This is a genomic window from Geobacillus sp. CX412 (assembly GCF_027942335.1).
Taxonomy (GTDB): domain Bacteria; phylum Bacillota; class Bacilli; order Bacillales; family Anoxybacillaceae; genus Parageobacillus_B; species Parageobacillus_B toebii.
In genome coordinates, this window is record NZ_CP103461.1 from 3143806 (window position 1) to 3161835 (window position 18030).

Annotated in this window: 16 protein-coding genes and 2 pseudogenes; 6 read left to right on the plus strand and 12 right to left on the minus strand. The window is 44.1% G+C overall.

Annotated elements, in window-relative coordinates; all coding sequences use genetic code 11:
* The first annotated feature begins 4 nt into the window (after nt 1-4).
* From NXM86_RS16375 to NXM86_RS16390, 4 genes are all read left to right on the plus strand, one after another.
* Nucleotides 5-445 (plus strand): hypothetical protein, encoded by a 441-nt coding sequence (locus NXM86_RS16375; RefSeq protein ID WP_171699488.1) that lies wholly within the window; start codon nt 5-7, stop codon nt 443-445.
* A gap of 457 nt (nt 446-902) precedes the next feature.
* Nucleotides 903-1805, plus strand: coding sequence for a glycine betaine ABC transporter substrate-binding protein (locus tag NXM86_RS16380; protein WP_081189499.1), 903 nt, complete (start codon nt 903-905; stop codon nt 1803-1805).
* Between the two features lie 29 nt (nt 1806-1834).
* Entirely contained in the window at nt 1835-2962 is a 1128-nt protein-coding gene (locus tag NXM86_RS16385; RefSeq protein ID WP_171699048.1) for a betaine/proline/choline family ABC transporter ATP-binding protein, read from the plus strand.
* 14 nt (nt 2963-2976) lie between these two features.
* The gene (locus NXM86_RS16390) at nt 2977-3612 is read left to right on the plus strand and encodes an ABC transporter permease (protein ID WP_171699049.1); all 636 of its coding nucleotides are present in this window, start codon (nt 2977-2979) and stop codon (nt 3610-3612) included.
* Between the two features lie 87 nt (nt 3613-3699).
* On the opposite strand, the pseudogene NXM86_RS16395 reads toward NXM86_RS16390, so the two are convergent.
* The 11 genes and pseudogenes from NXM86_RS16395 to gatC form a co-directional block, all read right to left on the minus strand.
* A pseudogene (locus NXM86_RS16395) lies at nt 3700-4053 on the minus strand (Cdi1I family immunity protein); the annotation flags it as partial.
* Nucleotides 4047-4691: a pre-toxin TG domain-containing protein gene (locus NXM86_RS16400; RefSeq protein WP_498958332.1), complete on the minus strand. Its 645-nt coding sequence runs from the start codon at nt 4689-4691 to the stop codon at nt 4047-4049. The pseudogene NXM86_RS16395 and the gene NXM86_RS16400, both read right to left, overlap by 7 nt.
* Nucleotides 4688-5002, minus strand: coding sequence for a DUF5082 domain-containing protein (locus tag NXM86_RS16405; protein ID WP_498958337.1), 315 nt, complete (start codon nt 5000-5002; stop codon nt 4688-4690). Before NXM86_RS16405 ends, NXM86_RS16400 begins: the two co-directional genes overlap by 4 nt.
* Nucleotides 5003-5165: 163 nt before the next feature.
* The gene (locus NXM86_RS16410; RefSeq protein WP_156779779.1) at nt 5166-5327 is read right to left on the minus strand and encodes a hypothetical protein; all 162 of its coding nucleotides are present in this window, start codon (nt 5325-5327) and stop codon (nt 5166-5168) included.
* 196 nt (nt 5328-5523) lie between these two features.
* Nucleotides 5524-6372 carry a MurR/RpiR family transcriptional regulator gene (locus tag NXM86_RS16415; protein ID WP_498958339.1) on the minus strand — a complete coding sequence of 283 codons (849 nt, stop codon included), beginning with the start codon at nt 6370-6372 and terminating at the stop codon, nt 5524-5526.
* A gap of 43 nt (nt 6373-6415) precedes the next feature.
* Complete coding sequence (locus tag NXM86_RS16420; RefSeq protein WP_498958341.1) at nt 6416-7798, minus strand: aspartate aminotransferase family protein; 1383 nt, start codon at nt 7796-7798, stop codon at nt 6416-6418.
* 130 nt (nt 7799-7928) lie between these two features.
* Nucleotides 7929-9916 (minus strand): annotated as a pseudogene (locus NXM86_RS16425) (TRAP transporter permease).
* A 161-nt stretch (nt 9917-10077) separates the two neighbouring features.
* Nucleotides 10078-11091, minus strand: coding sequence for a TAXI family TRAP transporter solute-binding subunit (locus NXM86_RS16430; protein ID WP_012749033.1), 1014 nt, complete (start codon nt 11089-11091; stop codon nt 10078-10080).
* A 357-nt stretch (nt 11092-11448) separates the two neighbouring features.
* Nucleotides 11449-12879 carry an Asp-tRNA(Asn)/Glu-tRNA(Gln) amidotransferase subunit GatB gene (gene gatB / locus NXM86_RS16435; RefSeq protein ID WP_062755908.1) on the minus strand — a complete coding sequence of 477 codons (1431 nt, stop codon included), beginning with the start codon at nt 12877-12879 and terminating at the stop codon, nt 11449-11451.
* 13 nt (nt 12880-12892) lie between these two features.
* Entirely contained in the window at nt 12893-14353 is a 1461-nt protein-coding gene (gene gatA, locus NXM86_RS16440) for an Asp-tRNA(Asn)/Glu-tRNA(Gln) amidotransferase subunit GatA (protein WP_498958343.1), read from the minus strand.
* Between the two features lie 13 nt (nt 14354-14366).
* Nucleotides 14367-14657, minus strand: a complete 291-nt coding sequence (gene gatC, locus NXM86_RS16445) for an Asp-tRNA(Asn)/Glu-tRNA(Gln) amidotransferase subunit GatC (protein ID WP_012749030.1) — start codon at nt 14655-14657, stop codon at nt 14367-14369.
* 191 nt (nt 14658-14848) lie between these two features.
* Between gatC and NXM86_RS16450 the strand changes: the two genes are divergently transcribed.
* Complete coding sequence (locus tag NXM86_RS16450; RefSeq protein WP_081189831.1) at nt 14849-15325, plus strand: hypothetical protein; 477 nt, start codon at nt 14849-14851, stop codon at nt 15323-15325.
* A gap of 27 nt (nt 15326-15352) precedes the next feature.
* A complete protein-coding gene (locus NXM86_RS16455) occupies nt 15353-16150 on the plus strand; it encodes a VOC family protein (protein WP_498958345.1) in 798 nt (265 codons plus the stop codon).
* Nucleotides 16151-16365: 215 nt separating this feature from the next.
* On the opposite strand, the gene hutU is transcribed toward NXM86_RS16455, so the two are convergent.
* Nucleotides 16366-18018 carry a urocanate hydratase gene (gene hutU / locus NXM86_RS16460; protein WP_498959056.1) on the minus strand — a complete coding sequence of 551 codons (1653 nt, stop codon included), beginning with the start codon at nt 18016-18018 and terminating at the stop codon, nt 16366-16368.
* Nucleotides 18019-18030: the final 12 nt, after the last annotated feature.

Consider the following 18030-nt stretch of genomic DNA (forward strand, 5'->3'; position numbering starts at 1 on the left):
GTACATGGTAGAGGCGCTGCTGCAAGAAATTCTCCAAGAGGTCAAACTCACGCGCAACGATATCCAAACGTTAAGCAATCGTGTCGACAAATTGGAAAAGCGGATGAGCCGTGTCGAAGAGAGAGTGGCTACCTTGGAAAAAGACATGGCCAGTGTGAAGGAGCGTTTAGCAAACGTCGAAAGCACCGTTATTGTTCTTGATGAAAAAATCACCGAAACAAAAGCGATCAGCGAAGCCGTCCGCCATGGCCAAGAAGTCCTCACTGCAAAATATGACGCACTCTCACTTGACGTCCACGAATTGAAAGGAAAAGTCACTCACCTCACCAACGTGCTCGAAGACAAAGTCCTTCCTCTCCTCCATGACCATGAATCCGGCATTCAAGTTCTCAACAACCGCGTTTTTAAAGTCGAAAGCACGCTGCAACGGTTAGTCAGCCCATAAACGTTGTAAGCGGTATGACGCTTTTAGGCGCCATACCGCTTTATTTTTACATACATGTACAGCGAAGAATGGCAGCCGATTGATGGAGCAAGAATAATCATAAAAAAGTTGCCAACAAACTCGGGATGGCATTTTCACATTTTGTACTGCCATTCCTTATTTTCATGCATTGCTATTTTGTTTTTTTTCTCATAATTCCTATCGAATCTTGAGGATACAGGAGCATATCGGAGCATTTCTAAGGATGCGGAATCTGCTTCTAGGTCAGCATGGCAAATCCGTAAATATGCAAATATATAGTGCTATACCAAATTTGTAAATAACATCCAACTGACGATACAATATTGTCGTGACGGTTCCCACCCGTTATTTCCTGGCCTCTCCTTGCCGCTACATATCATTTCAGCGCAAATCTATATCAAGAACGTATGCACAATCACGTAAAGGAGGAATTTCATTGCGAAAATGGATGTTTCTATTTTTATCCGCTGTCATGCTGTTCACTCTAACCGCCTGCGGAGCTGGCGAAAAAGCGGAAAAAGGGAAAATTGTTGTCGCGAGCAAAAAGTTTACCGAACAGGTGATTTTAGCCCACTTGCTTGCCGAATATTTGAAGGCGAACACCGATTTAGACGTGGAAATGAAAGATAGTTTAGGGGGCGCGTTTGTGCTGCAGCAAGCCATGGAAAAGGGAGATGTTGATTTATACGTAGAATATACGGGTACTGGTCACTTAAACATCTTAAAAAACAAATACGACCCATCGAAAACACCAGAAGAAATTTATGAAGAAACGAAAAAGCAGTATAAAGAAAAGTTTAACATCGCGTGGCTGAAGCCGCTCGGCTTTAACAACACTTACGCCCTCGCAATGCGCAAAGAACTTGCTGACAAGCTAGGAGTAAAAACGTACTCCGACCTCGCCAAGAAATCTGATCAGCTTGTATTCGGCTCCGATGCGGAATTTTTTGAGCGAAGCGACGGGTATGACGGGTTAGTTGAGACATACGGCTTTAAGTTTAAGAAAACTACCAACATCGATCCTGACTTGCAGTATGAAGCGGCAAAAAACGGCGATATCGATGTCATTACCGCCTATACGACCGATGCACGCATTAAAAAATACAACCTCGTTGTGCTGAAAGATGACAAACACTACTTCCCGCCTTATCACGCTGTGCCGATTATCCGTCAAGAAGTGCTTGATGCCAACCCTGGATTGGAGAAAGTTTTGAATAAACTCGAAGGTGTTTTAACCGATGAAAAAATGATGGAACTCAACGCGCAAGTAAATATGGAAGGAAAAAGTCCAAAACAAGTGGCCATTGACTTTTTGAAAGCAGAAGGATTGATAGATTAATGTTTTCTCATAGCAAAGGTGGGATGAAGATGATTCGCTTTGAAAACGTATGGAAACAATATGACGATGGTTTTGTCGCATTAAAAAATATTAATCTCGAAATTCAAAAAGGAGAATTGGTCACTTTAATCGGGCCAAGCGGATGCGGAAAAACGACGACGATGCGGATGATTAACCGCCTGACTGAACCGACGTCTGGAACAATATACATTGACGGGCAGGACATTGCAAAAATGGATCCAGTGGAACTACGACGCAACATTGGCTATGTCATCCAGCAAATCGGGCTGTTCCCTCATATGACGATTGCGGAAAATATCGCCTTAGTTCCGAAACTAAAAAAATGGGAGCCGTCCGCCTATCAAAAACGGGTTGACGAACTGCTTGATCTTGTCGGATTAGATCCAGCGATGTTTAAACATCGCTACCCGTCGGAACTTAGCGGTGGCCAGCAACAACGAGTCGGCGTTATTCGCGCCCTTGCCGCAGAGCCTGACATCATTTTGATGGACGAGCCGTTCAGCGCGCTCGATCCGATCAGCCGCGAACAGCTGCAAGAGGATATTGTGAAATTGCAGGAAGAAATTCGAAAGACAATTGTGTTTGTCACACATGATATGGATGAAGCGATTAAAATTTCCAACCGCATTGCGATTATGAAAGACGGAGAAATCGTGCAATTTGCTACGCCGGATCAAATTTTGCGCCGTCCTGTCAATTCATTCGTACGCGACTTTATTGGAGAGAACCGCCTTGCACAAAGACAAACGGCCGTGCCGACAGCGGAAGACTTAATGTCCCATTCCATCGCTACGATATCGCCGAAGCGCGGATTAGCCGAGGCCTTCCGGTTCATGAAAGAGAAAAAAGTAGACAGCTTAATCGTTACAGATAAAAAACAATCCTTTCTTGGTGTCGTGACATTAAAAAAACTAGAAAGACATTATCAGCAGGAACATCTTCTTGTGACCGACATCGCTGATTTCGATGTGACGACACTAACAAAGGATGCTGATGTGACGGAAGTTGCGGAAATTTTCCAACACCAAGATGTCAGCGCTATCCCTGTATTGGCCGGGAATCGCCTTGTCGGCGTCATCACAAGATCGAGCATGATGCGCGGGCTGGCGGAATGGGAGTTTCAAAAGCAACCGTGAAGGTGGGAGGAGAAATGGATCTGCTTAACACGATGATAGAACGAAAACAAGAGATCTGGATCGCTTTCCAAGAACATATTTTGCTTTCCGGAACCGCAATGATCATTGCGATTTTAGTCGCTGTTCCGCTCGGCATTGTCCTGACAAGGCATAAAAAGCTAGCCGAACCAATCATCGGCATCGCTGCTATTATTCAAACGATTCCAAGCCTCGCTTTATTAGGATTTATGCTTCCGATCTTTGGAATCGGAAAATTGCCGGCCATTATTGCGTTAACGTTATATGCATTGCTTCCGATTTTGCGCAATACGTACACAGGCATCCTTGGCGTCGATCCCGCGCTTGTCGATGCCGGCCGAGGAATGGGGATGACATCGCGACAAATTTTATGGATGGTCGAGCTCCCCCTTTCCTTGCCAGTGATTATGGCAGGCGTACGAACGGCTACTGTTTTGACGATCGGCGTGGCGGCGCTCGCGACCTTTATCGGCGCCGGCGGCTTAGGCGATCTCATTGACCGCGGACTGCGGATCGCCGATAAAAATTTGATTTTGGCCGGTGCCATCCCAGCGGCGGTTTTAGCGATTTTATTTGATCTTTTATTGCGGAAGCTAGAAAATAAAGTAACGCCAAAAGGCTTAAAATCGTAGCAAAAAAAGAGGAAGGGCCGTATTAGACTGCACCCATGCCGGGTACACTAAAAAGAGCCTCAAGGAAATCCTTGAGGCTCGAAGGATTTAATAAAGTATTTTTTCTAACACTTTTTCCAAGTTAAGAGCATTAACATTAAGTTCGATTAACATTGTATCCTCATCATCCGCAGGCTCGTAACCTATTATAACTTTAGGAATATCATATTTCATTTTTAATTTCACTAGATAATTAACTAACTTTTCAAACCTCGATTTAACTTCCTTTTTATCATCTACGAATATTTCGCTTTCTGGGAAGTTAAAAACGATATCTCCGTATTCCTCGTCGAAGGAGAAAACTATTACCACATCTTTTAGTGTTATCCCTAATTGCAATTGTTCTAGAACAATATTACCCGTTCCTTTTGGTGATAATATCTCTTTCATATTTTTCACTTGAGGAAGAAAGTTCTTCCATTGTTTTCTGAACGACGGATAGTTTCGGTGATTGGTTCTTTGATGACTTGGTGATAGATCGTTTGGAAGAACGATTTGATTTTATCATAATGGAGGACGTTTTTCGTTTTTGAGATCCATTTCGAAACATCCGCTGTTATCCTGGCTGATTTCGCTCCTTTGATTCCCACTTTGCCAGCGATTCCTATCCCTTTGATCAGAGGAATAAAAGAAGCTAATAGCATTCCTCCCGCAAGCAGGCGGTCCCATCCGGATATCCGTTCTCCAGTAATTGGATCGTATTCTCCAAACAATCGCTGCAAGTCATACCAGCCAAGAAGCTCTAAGCCGAATTCTTTCATGTTCTCGGCAAGCGTTTGGTCTGCCTGGCGCATTGCCGCGGCCGTCCGATACAGCAGTTCCTCGACTTCATTCAGCTTTTCTTCATAGCGGCGGAGCCAATGAATCAGCTCGTCTTTAAGCTTATGGATGGCGGCAGAGTCGATTCCGGGAATCTGCACGGCTAAAGAAGGAAGTGTCCAAGAAAGAGATTCCTGCACACGCTGGCAAGCGTCTTCTGCATCGGGAACATGCTTCGCTACCGTTTCCAGCTCCTCTGGTTTGACTCGAATCGTCGTCATTGCCGTTCCTCTATCTTTTGGCGAATCTGGGCGATTTCCCTGCTTATTTCATGAAAAAGATCGTCTGCGGCCGCATAAATCCATGCCTCGATTTGCCGCAAGTCCCCGTATATCGACTCATACGCTGCCCTCGATTCTCCCTGCCAATGCGGAACATACTCGTCATTTGCGCGATAAAAGGCACGAGTGCCATCTTGAAATTCCTCGATCTCTTCTTCGACCTGCCCTTGATAGGACTCGAGGCAATCGATCATCGTCTCATAGGCCTTGTGTTTCAATTCTTTTTCTATCGATTCCAATAAAGACGACACCTTGATTTCCTCCCCCCATTTACACGCTATTTAAATGGTAGCACAAGGAAAATAAGGATATATCATGATATATTCCTGTTTTTCCAGATGACGATAAGGACTTTTTTCTTATCTATCATTCTGACATGCTAAACATATTAAAGCTCTTTCGAAAATAATCTGTTTACGGAACAAACTTTTTATGAAGAGAATGACTAGAAAGCCGGACGGCCATGGATGAAACGATGATGATATTGTTTTTCACCACATCTAATGGTTGACGGGACAGAACAGATTGTGTTTGCTGCATATGACGTTGACGAGAGAAAAGTAGCTGCATAAGCAAGAGTTTTTCCTTCTGTTTAACGCACCCGTTTTCTTGACATAAATGGCCAACGATATGAAGGCACGAAAATATATTTATCTGCTTTCCGGAGATACGGAAACAAGAAGCAATAGTACAACCGCGCATAATAGAAACGATTCGAGCCGGTGAAATAAAAAGACCCATTCCAACATTCTTGGAATAGGTCCACATCATTTTACTCATAAAAAATATGGAATCTTTCCCAAATTTCTTCTAAATCAGATAAATGCTTTTCGACTTCGCTACGCTTTCTCCGGCCGACTTCGGTAATGAGTGCGTTAACTAAACTTAACGGCGCAACGAACGAGTCAATAAACGACGGCATTTCCGTCGGAGCACATAACGTGACGTCTCCGTACGATACCAGCGGTGATAATAGATGGTCCGTAATGACAATAATTTTTGCGCCGCGGTCTTTGGCGAAAGCGACCGCTTCAATGGTGCTTTTTGTGTAGCGGGCAAAACTTAAACCAATAACGACATCGTCTTTATTAAGACGAAACAGTTTTTCCGATATGCCGTGCGGATTACGAATGAGCTCCGCATTCTCAAACAATATGTCGAAATAAAATTCTAAAAACAGTCCTAATGAAACCGCGCTTCGGTTTGCGATAATAAATATTCGTTTCGCGTCGGTAATGTATTGCACCGCTTGATAGAACGAATCCATGTCGATTTGCACCGACATTGCTTTAATTCTTTCGATGTCTTCTTGAAACATTTCGAAAATCGATTTGTCTTCCGAATCGTACACTTCTTCGGAAATTTTCAGTCTCTCCACCGTTGTCAATTGCCGCTTCATCGATTCTTGCATCGCCTGTTGCCACTCTGGATATCCCGAAAATCCTAAAAACGTTGCGAAGCGGACAACAGTCGCTTCGCTCACTCCTGCCATTTTCGCAAGCTTTCCGACCGTGAAAAACGGAACCGCTTCAGGATTGTTTAATACGTATTTCGCGATTTTCCGCTGTGCTCGACTCATTTCTGGCAGTTTTTCGGCGATTAATCGATACACTTCATTCATCGTTTTTCAGCCCTTTTCTCACAACGATTTGTTGGTGTGCCCATTATAAACGATTTTTTACCTTTCGAATAGCTTTTTCGTGCGCGTCTATCGTCCATGCGATATCTTCTTCCGTATGAACGACGGACATCGAATAGCGATTGCCAGGTTTCGTATACACGCCGTGTCCCAACAGTTCGTAATCGATTTCTTCCCGCAATTTCATATTTGCTTTTGTCAAATCGCGATAATTTTTTACGTCTTGTTCGGTCAAGACGATGTTGAAGATGCTTCCTAATCCGACCGTTTTCATTGGTATGCCATAAGCACGGTACACCGCTTCCAATCCTTCGCGGAGCATGTTCGTCATTTGCAATAGACGCGGCATCGTTTCTGGCTGCTGTAAGACGTCTAATGTTGCCAGCCCTGCCGCTAAAACAGTCGGATGACCGTTATACGTGCCGCTATGGAACAGGACATCCCCTTTGTTCGCTTTATCTGTTCCTATTGACAGTGCGTCTTTGCCGCGACGCGGGTCCATTTGTTCCATAATTTCTCTTTTCCCTCCGACCACTCCGATCGGGAATCCACCTCCTAACACTTTTCCTAATGCGGTAAGATCAGGCGCGATGCCGTAAACCGTTTGTGCCCCTCCGTAAGTGATACGGAATCCCGTTTTTACTTCATCGAAAATAAGGACGATGCCAAGTTCTTTCGTTATGGCGCGAAGCTCTTTCATAAAAATTGCATCTGCCGGAATAAAGCCACCTTGAACCGGCTCTAAAATAACTGCTGCAAGTCGATTTTTATGTTTCCGCAAAATCGCTTCCGTTGCCTCAATATCGTTAAACGGCAAAATAATCGTTTCATCCGTATATTGGGGAGGGATTCCTTTCGACTCAGGCACCGCTTTCGGCTCTTTTTCGTCTCCCGCTTCGGTAACCGACGGATTTACACTAATTAACACTTGATCATATCCACCGTGATAATGTCCTTCGAATTTTGCGATAGCTGTTTTTCCCGTGAACGCTTGTGCTAAGCGAATGGCAAGTAATGTAGCTTCTAAACCGGAATTTGTATAACGAACCATTTCCATGCTTGGAAATGCTTGAATAATTTTTTTCGCCATCAACGTTTCGAGCATGTGTGGCGCGCCAAATACGGTCGTTCCGTCAGTAATAATCTGTCTCATGATCGATTCGATTACTTTCGGATGGCCATGTCCTAAAATAAGCGCACCGTAACAAAGTAAATAATCGACATATTCGTTTCCATCGACATCGACTAGGCGGCTGCCTTTTCCTCTTTCCATGATAATCGGGTGCGGCGCGAAATATTTAATATTTGCCGTGACGCCTCCTGGTATGACTTCCTTCGCTTTTTCATACAAATGAAAGGAGCGTTTCATGCTACTAGCAATCGCTTCTATCTGCTCGTTTTCCACCATGAACACCTCTTTGAAATTTATTTTTCATTTTATAAAATTATATGAAATTTTTATTTCATATTACAGGATTTTTGCCTATATGTAAATAAAAAAAGAGGATGATCAAAAATCACCCTCTTTCACTCCAATACTACATGGTCGCGGTGAAAAGGTTATTTGTTTCTTTCGGTCTTCTTGATTGAATCACAGCAACGGCAATTAATAGCACGCTTCCAATTACACTAAACGTAATATTTGGCGAGATGAGAAGAAGACCAGCGATAAATAAGACAATCCGCTCCCAAACATACGCCTTTCTGACAAGGTAACCAACCATGGCGCTGCTTACACCGATCATGCCAATAATCGCCGTGACCACGCAAATCGTTAAAAACAGCGGTTTAACGTCAATTAAAATCATTTGCGGGTTCATAACAAATACGTATGGGATGATATACGCCGCCGTCGCCAACGTAAACGCCCTTACTCCTGTCATAAACGGGTTCGCTCCCGCCAGTCCCGCACCCGCATATGCTGCCAAACAGACAGGCGGCGTAATATCAGCGACAATTCCGAAATAGAAGACGAACATATGAGCAGCTAAAACTGGAACGTCCAACCCTAATACTAACGCTGGCGCAACCATCGTCGCGGTTACGATATAGTTTGCCGTTGTCGGCAACCCCATTCCTAAAATAAGGCAGGCAATCATCGTAAAGAATAACGTTAAAATTAATGATCCTCCACCTAACGTAATAATGCCATTTGCTATTCTTCCGCCTAATCCCGTTTGGACGACAACACCGACAATAATTCCCGCGGCTGCACATGCTGCGATGACTGGAAGCGCGGTTCGAGCACCTTCCTCAAGCGTTTTTACAATTTGCCATGGTGTCATTCTTGTTTCTTTGCGTACTAAGCTGACAAGAAACGCGACTAAAATCGCCACTAAAGCAGCGCGCATCGGCGTTTTACCAGTCAGTAATGTGTAAAAAATGACTATAAGCGGCAAAATCAAATATCCGCGTTCTGTCATCAGTTTCCGAAAGCTCGGCAGCTGCGATTTCGGTGTGCCGATAATCCCCTGTTTTTTCGATTCGAAGTGTACGCCTAAAAATACACCGAGGAAGTATAAAATGGCAGGAATGATCGCAGCCAACATGATTTGGCTATACGGCGTGTTTGTATACGAAGCCATAATAAATGCGGCCGCTCCCATTACTGGTGGCATAATTTGCCCACCGGTTGATGCGGAAGCTTCTACAGCTGCGGCAAATTCCGGCTTATAACCCGCCTTTTTCATCATTGGAATCGTAAACGCTCCCGATCCTACCGTGTTCGCGACAGAGCTTCCCGAGACCATTCCTTCCAAGGCGCTCGCAACAACTGCTGCTTTCGCCTGTCCTCCAATAAATCTTCCTGTTAACGCAAACGCTACGTCATTGAAAAATTGACCAACTCCAGTCCGAATGAGCATCACTCCGAAAAATAAAAACAAGAAGATAAATGTGGATGACACTTGAATTGGCGTACTAAATATTCCTTTTGTCGTTAAATACAAATCAGTTGCTAACTTTTCCCATGAAAATCCACGATGGGCAAACATTTTCGTTGGAATATGATTTCCGTATAACGCGTATAAAATTGCTACACCCGCTACTGCCACGATTGGCAAACCTACGCATCTTCTTGCCGCTTCAAGCACTAACAGCACACCAAGGGAAGCAACAATAATATCCATTTGCGAATACCCAAACACGATTTTTTGCGCTACAAGCTCCTCGTAATTAATCACATTATAATAGCCAACCCGAGCGCTGTGAAAGCAAGCACGACATCATACCAAGGAACTCCCTTTTGTTTCCGATGCAATCCTTTTTTAATCGGATAAAGCAAAAAAATGAGGCCTAAAGCGGTTCCTAGGTGTATAGGACCTTGAATTCTCGCTTCAAACGCGCCGCGATACCCTGTGTACAAATGGAACAACGTTAATGATACACCTAAAAAGAGGACAACCCATGACCATTTCCCGAGATTTTTTCTGTAGGAACTTTCTCGGTCATATTTTTCTAGTATTTCCTCTTGAGACAATTCTTCAAGCGGCTTTTCTTTCATATCTTTTTTTTTACGCCATTTCATCGTCATCACCACCTAAATGAAGTTAATTACTTGTTACCGGTTGAAATAGGCAACAGTAAAATCATAGGAAGCACATCGTTAAGATTAATGGAAAAACAAGAGATTTTGTGATAGGAGAATTATTGAAAAAAGGACCAGGACGCTTAGTCTGGCCCTTTTTATTACTTAAGGATACCAATTTCTTTATAGTATTTTTCTGCACCTGGATGAATTGGTAAATTTCCGCGTCCATTCAATGCGTTTTCTTTTGTCATATGTTTTGCCTGTTGGTGTGTGTTTTCATTTGCTTTTTCAATCATTACTTTCGCAAGCTGATACGCTGTCTCATCATCCACTGTATCTGTATTAGCGACTAAAATCGCAAACGCGGAAACAGTACTGACATCTTTTTTCAACCATTCATATGAACCGGCTTTCATCGTATATCGAGTGTAGCCGCTGTTCTTTTCAACATAAGCCAGTTCTTCACCAGTAATTTCTAAAAGTTTCACGTCTTTTACAGATGCTTGCAGTTCATCAATTCCGGCATCAGGCAGGCCAAGCAATCCGAACGATGCGTCAATCGTGCCGTCTTGCAGCTTCGCTTTCGCATCACCGAAGCCTTCTTGATAAGCTTCATAGTCACCGTCTTTAATACCGAAAGCTTCTAATACGATTTTTGCGGCTGATTGCGTACCACTTCCTGGCGGTCCGATTGCGATCCGTTTTCCTTTTAAATCAGCGATAGAATTAATCCCGAAACTTTCTCTCGTCACAATTTGCAATACTTCTGGATAAATATGGCCGATAAACGCGAAATTCTCTACTTTTCTTCCTTTAAAATCTCCTTTTCCTTCGTAAGCATCATATGCCGGAAGGTTTACAGTCATCCCTAAATCGAATTCTCCATTAGCAATTTTGGCGAGGTTTTCAACAGAGGCACCAGATTCAGTGGATGTAACATTGATACTTTTAATATTTTTATTCCAAACATTGGCCATTTCTGCTCCAAGTGGATAATATGTACCCCCTTGGCTTCCTGTCCCCATCAAGAGGTCAACCGTATCTCCGCTTTTCCCACTGCTTTTTCCTTTATTTTCATTTTTCGCTTCATTGCCGCCACCGCTGCAAGCAGTAGCAATAATTAACATAATTGTACACAATAAAGTAAGCAATATGGATCTTTTCCTCAACATCCTCATCCCTCCTATTGTTATTTTTTTACATAAAAGTTAATAATTCTGCTTACAATATAGAATAACATAAATAAAAAAACTATTGTATATTTTTATAATATTATTTTTTTATAAAATTTTTCTATTATTCCCAAGAACATTCCACGCTAACATTGTGTTTTAATAACTTGTTATTTAAAAGAAAAAAGACGAATTTATCATGAAAAATCCGACTTTTCCTTCCTATATCTTCTCAAAGCATCGGCAAAATCGCCTCTTGGTATCCCGCTTTTTTCGACTTCAAGCTTAACTGATTGTAGCATCATAAAATTAAGATAAAAATAAAAAGCTGGCTTGATGCAGCCAGCTTTAACTTGTTTATCGTTTGTTAATTTCTTCTACTAACAACTTATTGACAAGCGGCGGGTTGGCTTGTCCTTTTGTCGCTTTCATCACTTGGCCGACTAAGAAACCAAGCGCGCGGTCTTTTCCGTTTTTATAGTCTTCAACGGATTGCGGATTAGCATCCAATACTTCGATGACGATTTTGCGCAATGTCGCCTCATCGGAAATTTGCACAAGCCCTTTTTCTTTGACAATCTTCTCTGGGTCTCCGCCTTTTTCGACGAGTTCTTTAAACACTTTTTTCGCGATTTTCGACGAAATCGTGCCGTTTTGAATGAGCTTAATCATGCCCGCTAAGCTTTCTGGCGTCAGCGCGATCTCATGCAGTTCTTTTTGTTCTGCGTTTAAATAGCCAGATACTTCAACCATGAGCCAGTTGGACGCCAATTTCGGATCTGCTCCGTTTGCGACCGTCGCTTCGAAGAAATCGGCCATTTCTTTCGTCAGCGTTAATACTTTCGCATCGTATTCCGGCAAGCCAAGCTCTTCGATATAGCGTTTTTTGCGCGCGTCTGGAAGCTCTGGAATCGAAGCGCGAACGCGTTCTTTCCACTCGTCGTCGATATATAGCATAACAAGGTCTGGTTCTGGGAAGTAGCGGTAGTCTTCCGAACCTTCTTTGACGCGCATGAGCACCGTTGTTTTTGTCGCTTCGTCAAAGCGACGCGTTTCTTGCTGGATGACGCCGCCGGAAAGCAAAATTTTCTCTTGCCGCTTTGCTTCGTATTCGAGCCCCATGCGCACAAAGTTAAATGAGTTTAAGTTTTTCAACTCTGTTTTTGTGCCGAATTTGTCTGAACCAATTGGACGAAGGGAAATGTTCGCGTCGCAGCGAAGCGAACCTTCTTCCATTTTACAATCGGAAACGCCTGTATATTGGATGATCGATTTTAATTTTTCCAAATACGCATACGCTTCTTCTGGTGAGCGGATGTCCGGTTCTGACACAATCTCAATTAATGGAGTGCCTTGACGGTTGAAATCGACAAGTGAATATCCATCTCCGGTATGCGTCAGTTTCCCTGCGTCTTCTTCTAAATGAATACGGGTGATGCCGATTTTTTTCTTTTTGCCGTTCACTTCGATTTCAATCCAGCCGTTTTTGCCAAGCGGCTGGTCATATTGCGAAATTTGGTACGCTTTTGGGTTATCCGGATAAAAATAGTTTTTACGGTCAAATTTCGTTTCGGTCGCGATTTCGCAGTTTAGCGCCATCGCTGCCTTCATCGCAAATTCTACCGCTTGTCTATTCAATACCGGAAGAACCCCTGGATAGCCTAAATCGATCACGTTCGTTTGCGTGTTTGGGGGCGCTCCGAACGCATTTGGACTACTGGAGAAAATTTTCGATTTTGTCTTTAGCTCAACGTGAACTTCAAGACCAATGACCGTTTCAAAATTCATCATGTTTCCCCCCTTATAACGCTGGTTTTTGTTTATGATAGTCGGTCGCTTGCTCGAACGCATGAGCGACGCGGTAAATTGTGCTTTCATCAAAATGTTTGCCGATAATTTGCAAGCCGACCGGCAAGCCGTTCACAAATCCGCACGGTACGGAGATTCCAGGAACGCCGGCAAGGTTTACTGGAATCGTTAAAATGTCGTTCGCGTACATCGTTAGCGGGTCGTGCGTTTTTTCGCCGATTTTAAATGCTGGTGTCGGCGTCGTTGGTCCGATAATGACGTCGTATTTCTCAAATACCTTTTCGAAATCTTGTTTGATTAATGTCCGCACTTGTTGCGCCTTTTTGTAATACGCGTCATAATATCCGGCGCTTAACGCGAACGTCCCAAGCATGATGCGGCGTTTCACTTCGTTGCCGAAGCCTTCGCTGCGCGTTTGTTTGTACATATCGATCAAGTTTTTCGCATTATCCGTGCGGTATCCGTAACGCACACCGTCAAAGCGGGCAAGGTTCGCGGATGCTTCCGAAGAAGCAAGCAAATAGTAAGTCGCCAGCGCATACTTCGAGTGCGGAAGTGATACTTCTTCCCATGTCGCTCCTAATTTTTCCAATACTTTTAATGCATCAAGGACGGATTGGCGAACCTCTTCCGCAACACCTTCGCCTAAATATTCTTTCGGCACGGCGATTTTTAAGCCTTTAATGTCGCCGGTAAGCGCCTCTACGTAATTTGGCACTTCTACGTTTGCCGATGTCGAATCCATTGGATCTAAACCAGCGATGACTTGCAATAAGTAGGCGTTATCCTCTACCGTACGCGTAATCGGGCCGATTTGGTCAAGTGAAGAGGCAAACGCGACAAGCCCGAAGCGCGATACACGGCCGTATGTAGGTTTCATCCCGACAACTCCACAAAATGCCGCCGGCTGGCGAATCGAACCGCCCGTATCAGAACCTAAAGCAAACGGTACTTCGCCTGCCGCTACTGCCGCAGCGGAACCGCCGCTAGAGCCGCCCGGTACGCGCTCTAAATCCCACGGGTTGCGCGTGAGCTGAAAACCGGAGTTTTCCGTAGAAGACCCCATGGCAAACTCGTCCATGTTTAATTTTCCAATCGTAATCGCACCGGCTTCGTTTAAGCGCTCCATAACCGTTGCGTCATAAATTGGGTCAAAGTTATATAAAATTTTGCTTGCACATGTCGTGCGTAGCCCTTTTGTTACAATATTATCTTTAATGCCAATCGGCATGCCAAAAAGCACGCCAAAATCGTTTCCTTCTTTCGCTAGCTTGTCATCTAACTCTTTCGCTTTCGCGCGCGCGTTTTCTTCATTTAGTGTTAAAAACGCTTGCACTTGTTCTTCCACTTCGCCAATGCGGCGGAATGATTCATCCACTAAATCGGAAACAGAAATTTCTTTTTTATGTAATAAACGATGTAATTCGGAAATTTTATGGTCAAATAATGACATTGCTTCCCCCTCCTTACTCTAAAATGGCTGGTACGCGGAATTGCCCGTCTTGGTGGTCCGGCGCGTTTTTCAACACTTCTTCAAGCGGGAGCCCTGGTGTTGGCACATCTTCGCGCATGACGTTTTTCATATCCAAAACGTGCGAGGTTGGCGGAACGTTTTCTGTATCGAGCTCATTTAATTGCTCAGCGAATGTAATAATCGCATCTAACTGCTTCGTAAACATTTCTGCTTCTTCATCCGTAATCGCCAAACGCGCCAAATGCGCCACATGTTTTACTTGTTCGATGGAAATTCTTGACATCTTTTTCACCTCCAATGAGTTCGACCTACCACAATACTATGATGATACCAAACTTTCATTGAATGAAGCAACATTTGCCGCGCGTTCTGTGCAAGAATACAAAAACGGCTTTCCACCATATTCTTGATAGAAACGAACATATGTGCTATGATATTTTTAAATAACCAAAGCAGCGTGAATGGGGGATTTTTATGGACGAAACAGTTCTCCAGCAAGTGCTTGACAAGCTTGGCAATATCGAAGGTACATTGCATAATCTTGTCGAAGGGCAAAAACGGTTAGAGGAAGAACAGCTGACTATCCGAAAAGAACAACAAACGATCCGCCGGGAACAACAAATACTGCTCCAAGGGCAAAAACGATTAGAAGAAGAACAAGCTTATTTGCAATCCGGACTAAAGGAACTGAACGAACTAATGACAGCGCTTCTTCACCGTCAAGATGAAACAGATGCCAAACTTGAAGCCCTCACAATGGACGTACACAACATCCACGGTGAAATCACTTCTCTCAAACAAGGCCTTCACAAACTTGAGGAAAAAGTAGATTCCCACTACCAACAGCTGAACGAACGGCTAGACAATATTCAGCTTGATATCGATTTTGCCGTTCATAAAACAACTGCGAACGAGCGAGAGCTATATAAAATAAAAAGCAGGCTGTTTTAAAATTTTTGCTAAAAAGGAGAAGAAAACATGAATGTCACATTTGATCATATCGTTCACTATACAGAAAATCCGGAAGAAGCAAAAACCGCATTTCAGCTTATCGGATTTCACGCTATAAACGGTGGAAAGCATCCTTCTTGGGGGACGTATAACTGCCTGAACTACTTTACCGAACTGCGCTACATTGAATGGATCGGCTTTATGGACTTTGATAAAGCAAAAACTTCCGACAATGTATTGATCCAGCAAATCGTTGCGGATTCCTATAAAGGAGAAGGCTTTTCACAATTGGCATTCCGCACAGACGATATCTATTCTGTCATTGCCCACATTCAGGCAAAACGGCTAAAGCCGATTGGTCCGTTTTCCGGAAGCCGAAAACGTGAAGATGGTAAAGTATTAAGCTGGTCGATGCTGTTTATCGAGGACAAACAAGATGACACATGCCGCTATCCGTTTTTTATTCAGTGGGGCGAACCGGAAGAAGCCCGCGCGACGGAAATGGCACCGCTTATGCAGCACAGCATCGGAACCCCGTCTCTTTCGTATATTGGAATAAATGTAAGCCGCCTTGACGAGTCGTTGCAAAAATATTGCCACTTATTTGATGTACCCCGCCAGTCCGTAATGGAAAGCAACGATGAATTTGGTGCCTATTTCGAACTCGCTATCGGAAACATAGCGATCCGCTTATATGAAGCAAAAAGCCTCACCGCTCCAATCGACTATGCTCTTATCAACCGTCCGTTTTTATGCGGAATCACGGGGATGCCGGAAAACAAAACCGTCCATATAAAAAACGGGGTATATCAGTTTACCGTTTAAGTTGCTTCCTCTCGACAAGAAGGAAGCTTTTTTGTTTGGTTCCGAATGATGCGGCGACTTCTTAGGTGCCTGGCACTATGAACAGAAAAAGAGAATGCTCACTCAAGCATCCTCTTTCATGCTTGCAAAATCCATCCTGCTTTTTTCTTTCCTTGTTAAAAGCTGTCCAATGTTTGTAATGAGCGTATCGAAATGAGACATTTGTAAACTCCTCCCTACTTGTACTTTCGCATCGGAATCGTGATGCCCATTTCATCGGCGACTTCCATCGCTCGCTTATAACCAGCATCAGCATGGCGAATAATTCCCATGCCGGGATCTGTCGTTAACACGCGCTCTAAACGTTCTTTTGCTAAATCTGTCCCATCCGCAACAACAACCATTCCGGCATGCAGTGAATAGCCCATGCCAACACCGCCGCCATGATGGAAGGAAATCCATGAACCACCAGCTGCCGTGTTAATCAAAGCGTTGAGCACCGCCCAGTCGCCAATGGCGTCGCTTCCGTCTTTCATCGCTTCCGTTTCGCGATTTGGCGAAGCAACTGAACCGCAATCCAAATGATCGCGTCCGATGACAATCGGTGCTTTTAACTCTCCTTTGCGCACCAATTCGTTAATGGCAAGCCCCATTTTCACCCGCTCACCATATCCTAACCAGCAAATTCGAGCAGGCAGCCCTTGAAATGCTACTTTCTTCTGCGCCATATCAATCCAGCGAACAAGCGCCTTATTTTCTGGGAACAGTTCTTTAATTAGTACGTCTGTCCGATAAATATCTTCTGGGTCACCCGATAATGCCGCCCAACGGAACGGTCCTTTTCCTTCGCAGAATAACGGGCGAATATAGGCTGGAACGAACCCTGGAAACGCAAACGCATTCTCAACCCCTTCATCTTTCGCCACTTGGCGAATGTTGTTTCCATAGTCGAATACAATCGCTCCGCGTTTTTGGAACTCAAGCATCGCTTCTACATGTTTGGCCATGCTTTGTTTTGAGCGGCGCACATATTCATCTGGATTGCTCTTGCGCAATGCTGCCGCTTCATCCAGTGACATCCCTTCTGGAATATACCCGTTCAACGGGTCATGCGCCGACGTTTGGTCAGTGACGATATCCACTTTTACACCGCGTTTTAACAGCTCATGATGCACTTCTACAGCATTGCCGACAAGTCCGATCGATAGCGGTTCGCCTTTTTCTTTCGCCTCATACGCCCAAAGAAGCGCTTCATCCAATGAATAGGTCATGCGATCGCAATATTTTGTATCCAACCGTTTTTGAATGCGGCTTGGGTCGACTTCAACCGCGATGACAACCCCTTCATTCATTGTTACTGCAAGGGGCTGCGCACCTCCCATTCCTCCTAAACCAGCTGTGAGCGTTAACGTCCCTTTTAACGTTCCACCGAAATGTTTTTTCGCCACTGCAGCAAACGTTTCGTACGTTCCTTGCAAAATTCCTTGCGTCCCGATGTAAATCCAACTGCCCGCTGTCATTTGTCCGTACATGATTAACCCTTTCTTATCCAACTCATGGAAATGATCCCAGTTTGCCCATTTAGGGACAAGGACCGAGTTGGAAATAAGGACTCTGGGCGCACGTTCATGCGTTTTAAACACACCAACCGGCTTTCCTGATTGAATGAGGAGCGTCTCATCTTTTTCAAGCTCTCTTAACGTTTTTACAATCGCGTCAAACGCTTCCCAGTTTCGTGCCGCTTTCCCAATGCCTCCGTATACAATAAGCTCCTCTGGTTTCTCGGCAACTTCCGGATCTAGATTGTTATAGAGCATGCGAAGAACAGCTTCTTGTTCCCATCCTTTGCACTCTAGCTCAAGACCTTTTTTTGCTTTAATGTTGCGCATCATCGTTTCCCC

Excerpts from the sequence above, each read along its gene's own strand:
- NXM86_RS16455 (WP_498958345.1), top strand. The coding sequence starts at position 15,353 with ATGAATGTCACATTTGATCATATCGTTCACTATACAGAAAATCCGGAA.
- NXM86_RS16450 (WP_081189831.1), top strand. The coding sequence starts at position 14,849 with ATGGACGAAACAGTTCTCCAGCAAGTGCTTGACAAGCTTGGCAATATC.
- NXM86_RS16385 (WP_171699048.1), top strand. The coding sequence starts at position 1,835 with ATGATTCGCTTTGAAAACGTATGGAAACAATATGACGATGGTTTTGTC.
- NXM86_RS16430 (WP_012749033.1), bottom strand. The coding sequence starts at position 11,091 with ATGTTGAGGAAAAGATCCATATTGCTTACTTTATTGTGTACAATTATG.
- gatC (WP_012749030.1), bottom strand. The coding sequence starts at position 14,657 with ATGTCAAGAATTTCCATCGAACAAGTAAAACATGTGGCGCATTTGGCG.
- hutU (WP_498959056.1), bottom strand. The coding sequence starts at position 18,018 with ATGCGCAACATTAAAGCAAAAAAAGGTCTTGAGCTAGAGTGCAAAGGA.
- NXM86_RS16375 (WP_171699488.1), top strand. The coding sequence starts at position 5 with ATGGTAGAGGCGCTGCTGCAAGAAATTCTCCAAGAGGTCAAACTCACG.
- NXM86_RS16420 (WP_498958341.1), bottom strand. The coding sequence starts at position 7,798 with ATGGTGGAAAACGAGCAGATAGAAGCGATTGCTAGTAGCATGAAACGC.
- NXM86_RS16400 (WP_498958332.1), bottom strand. The coding sequence starts at position 4,691 with ATGACGACGATTCGAGTCAAACCAGAGGAGCTGGAAACGGTAGCGAAG.
- NXM86_RS16415 (WP_498958339.1), bottom strand. The coding sequence starts at position 6,372 with ATGAATGAAGTGTATCGATTAATCGCCGAAAAACTGCCAGAAATGAGT.
- gatB (WP_062755908.1), bottom strand. The coding sequence starts at position 12,879 with ATGAATTTTGAAACGGTCATTGGTCTTGAAGTTCACGTTGAGCTAAAG.
- NXM86_RS16390 (WP_171699049.1), top strand. The coding sequence starts at position 2,977 with ATGGATCTGCTTAACACGATGATAGAACGAAAACAAGAGATCTGGATC.
- gatA (WP_498958343.1), bottom strand. The coding sequence starts at position 14,353 with ATGTCATTATTTGACCATAAAATTTCCGAATTACATCGTTTATTACAT.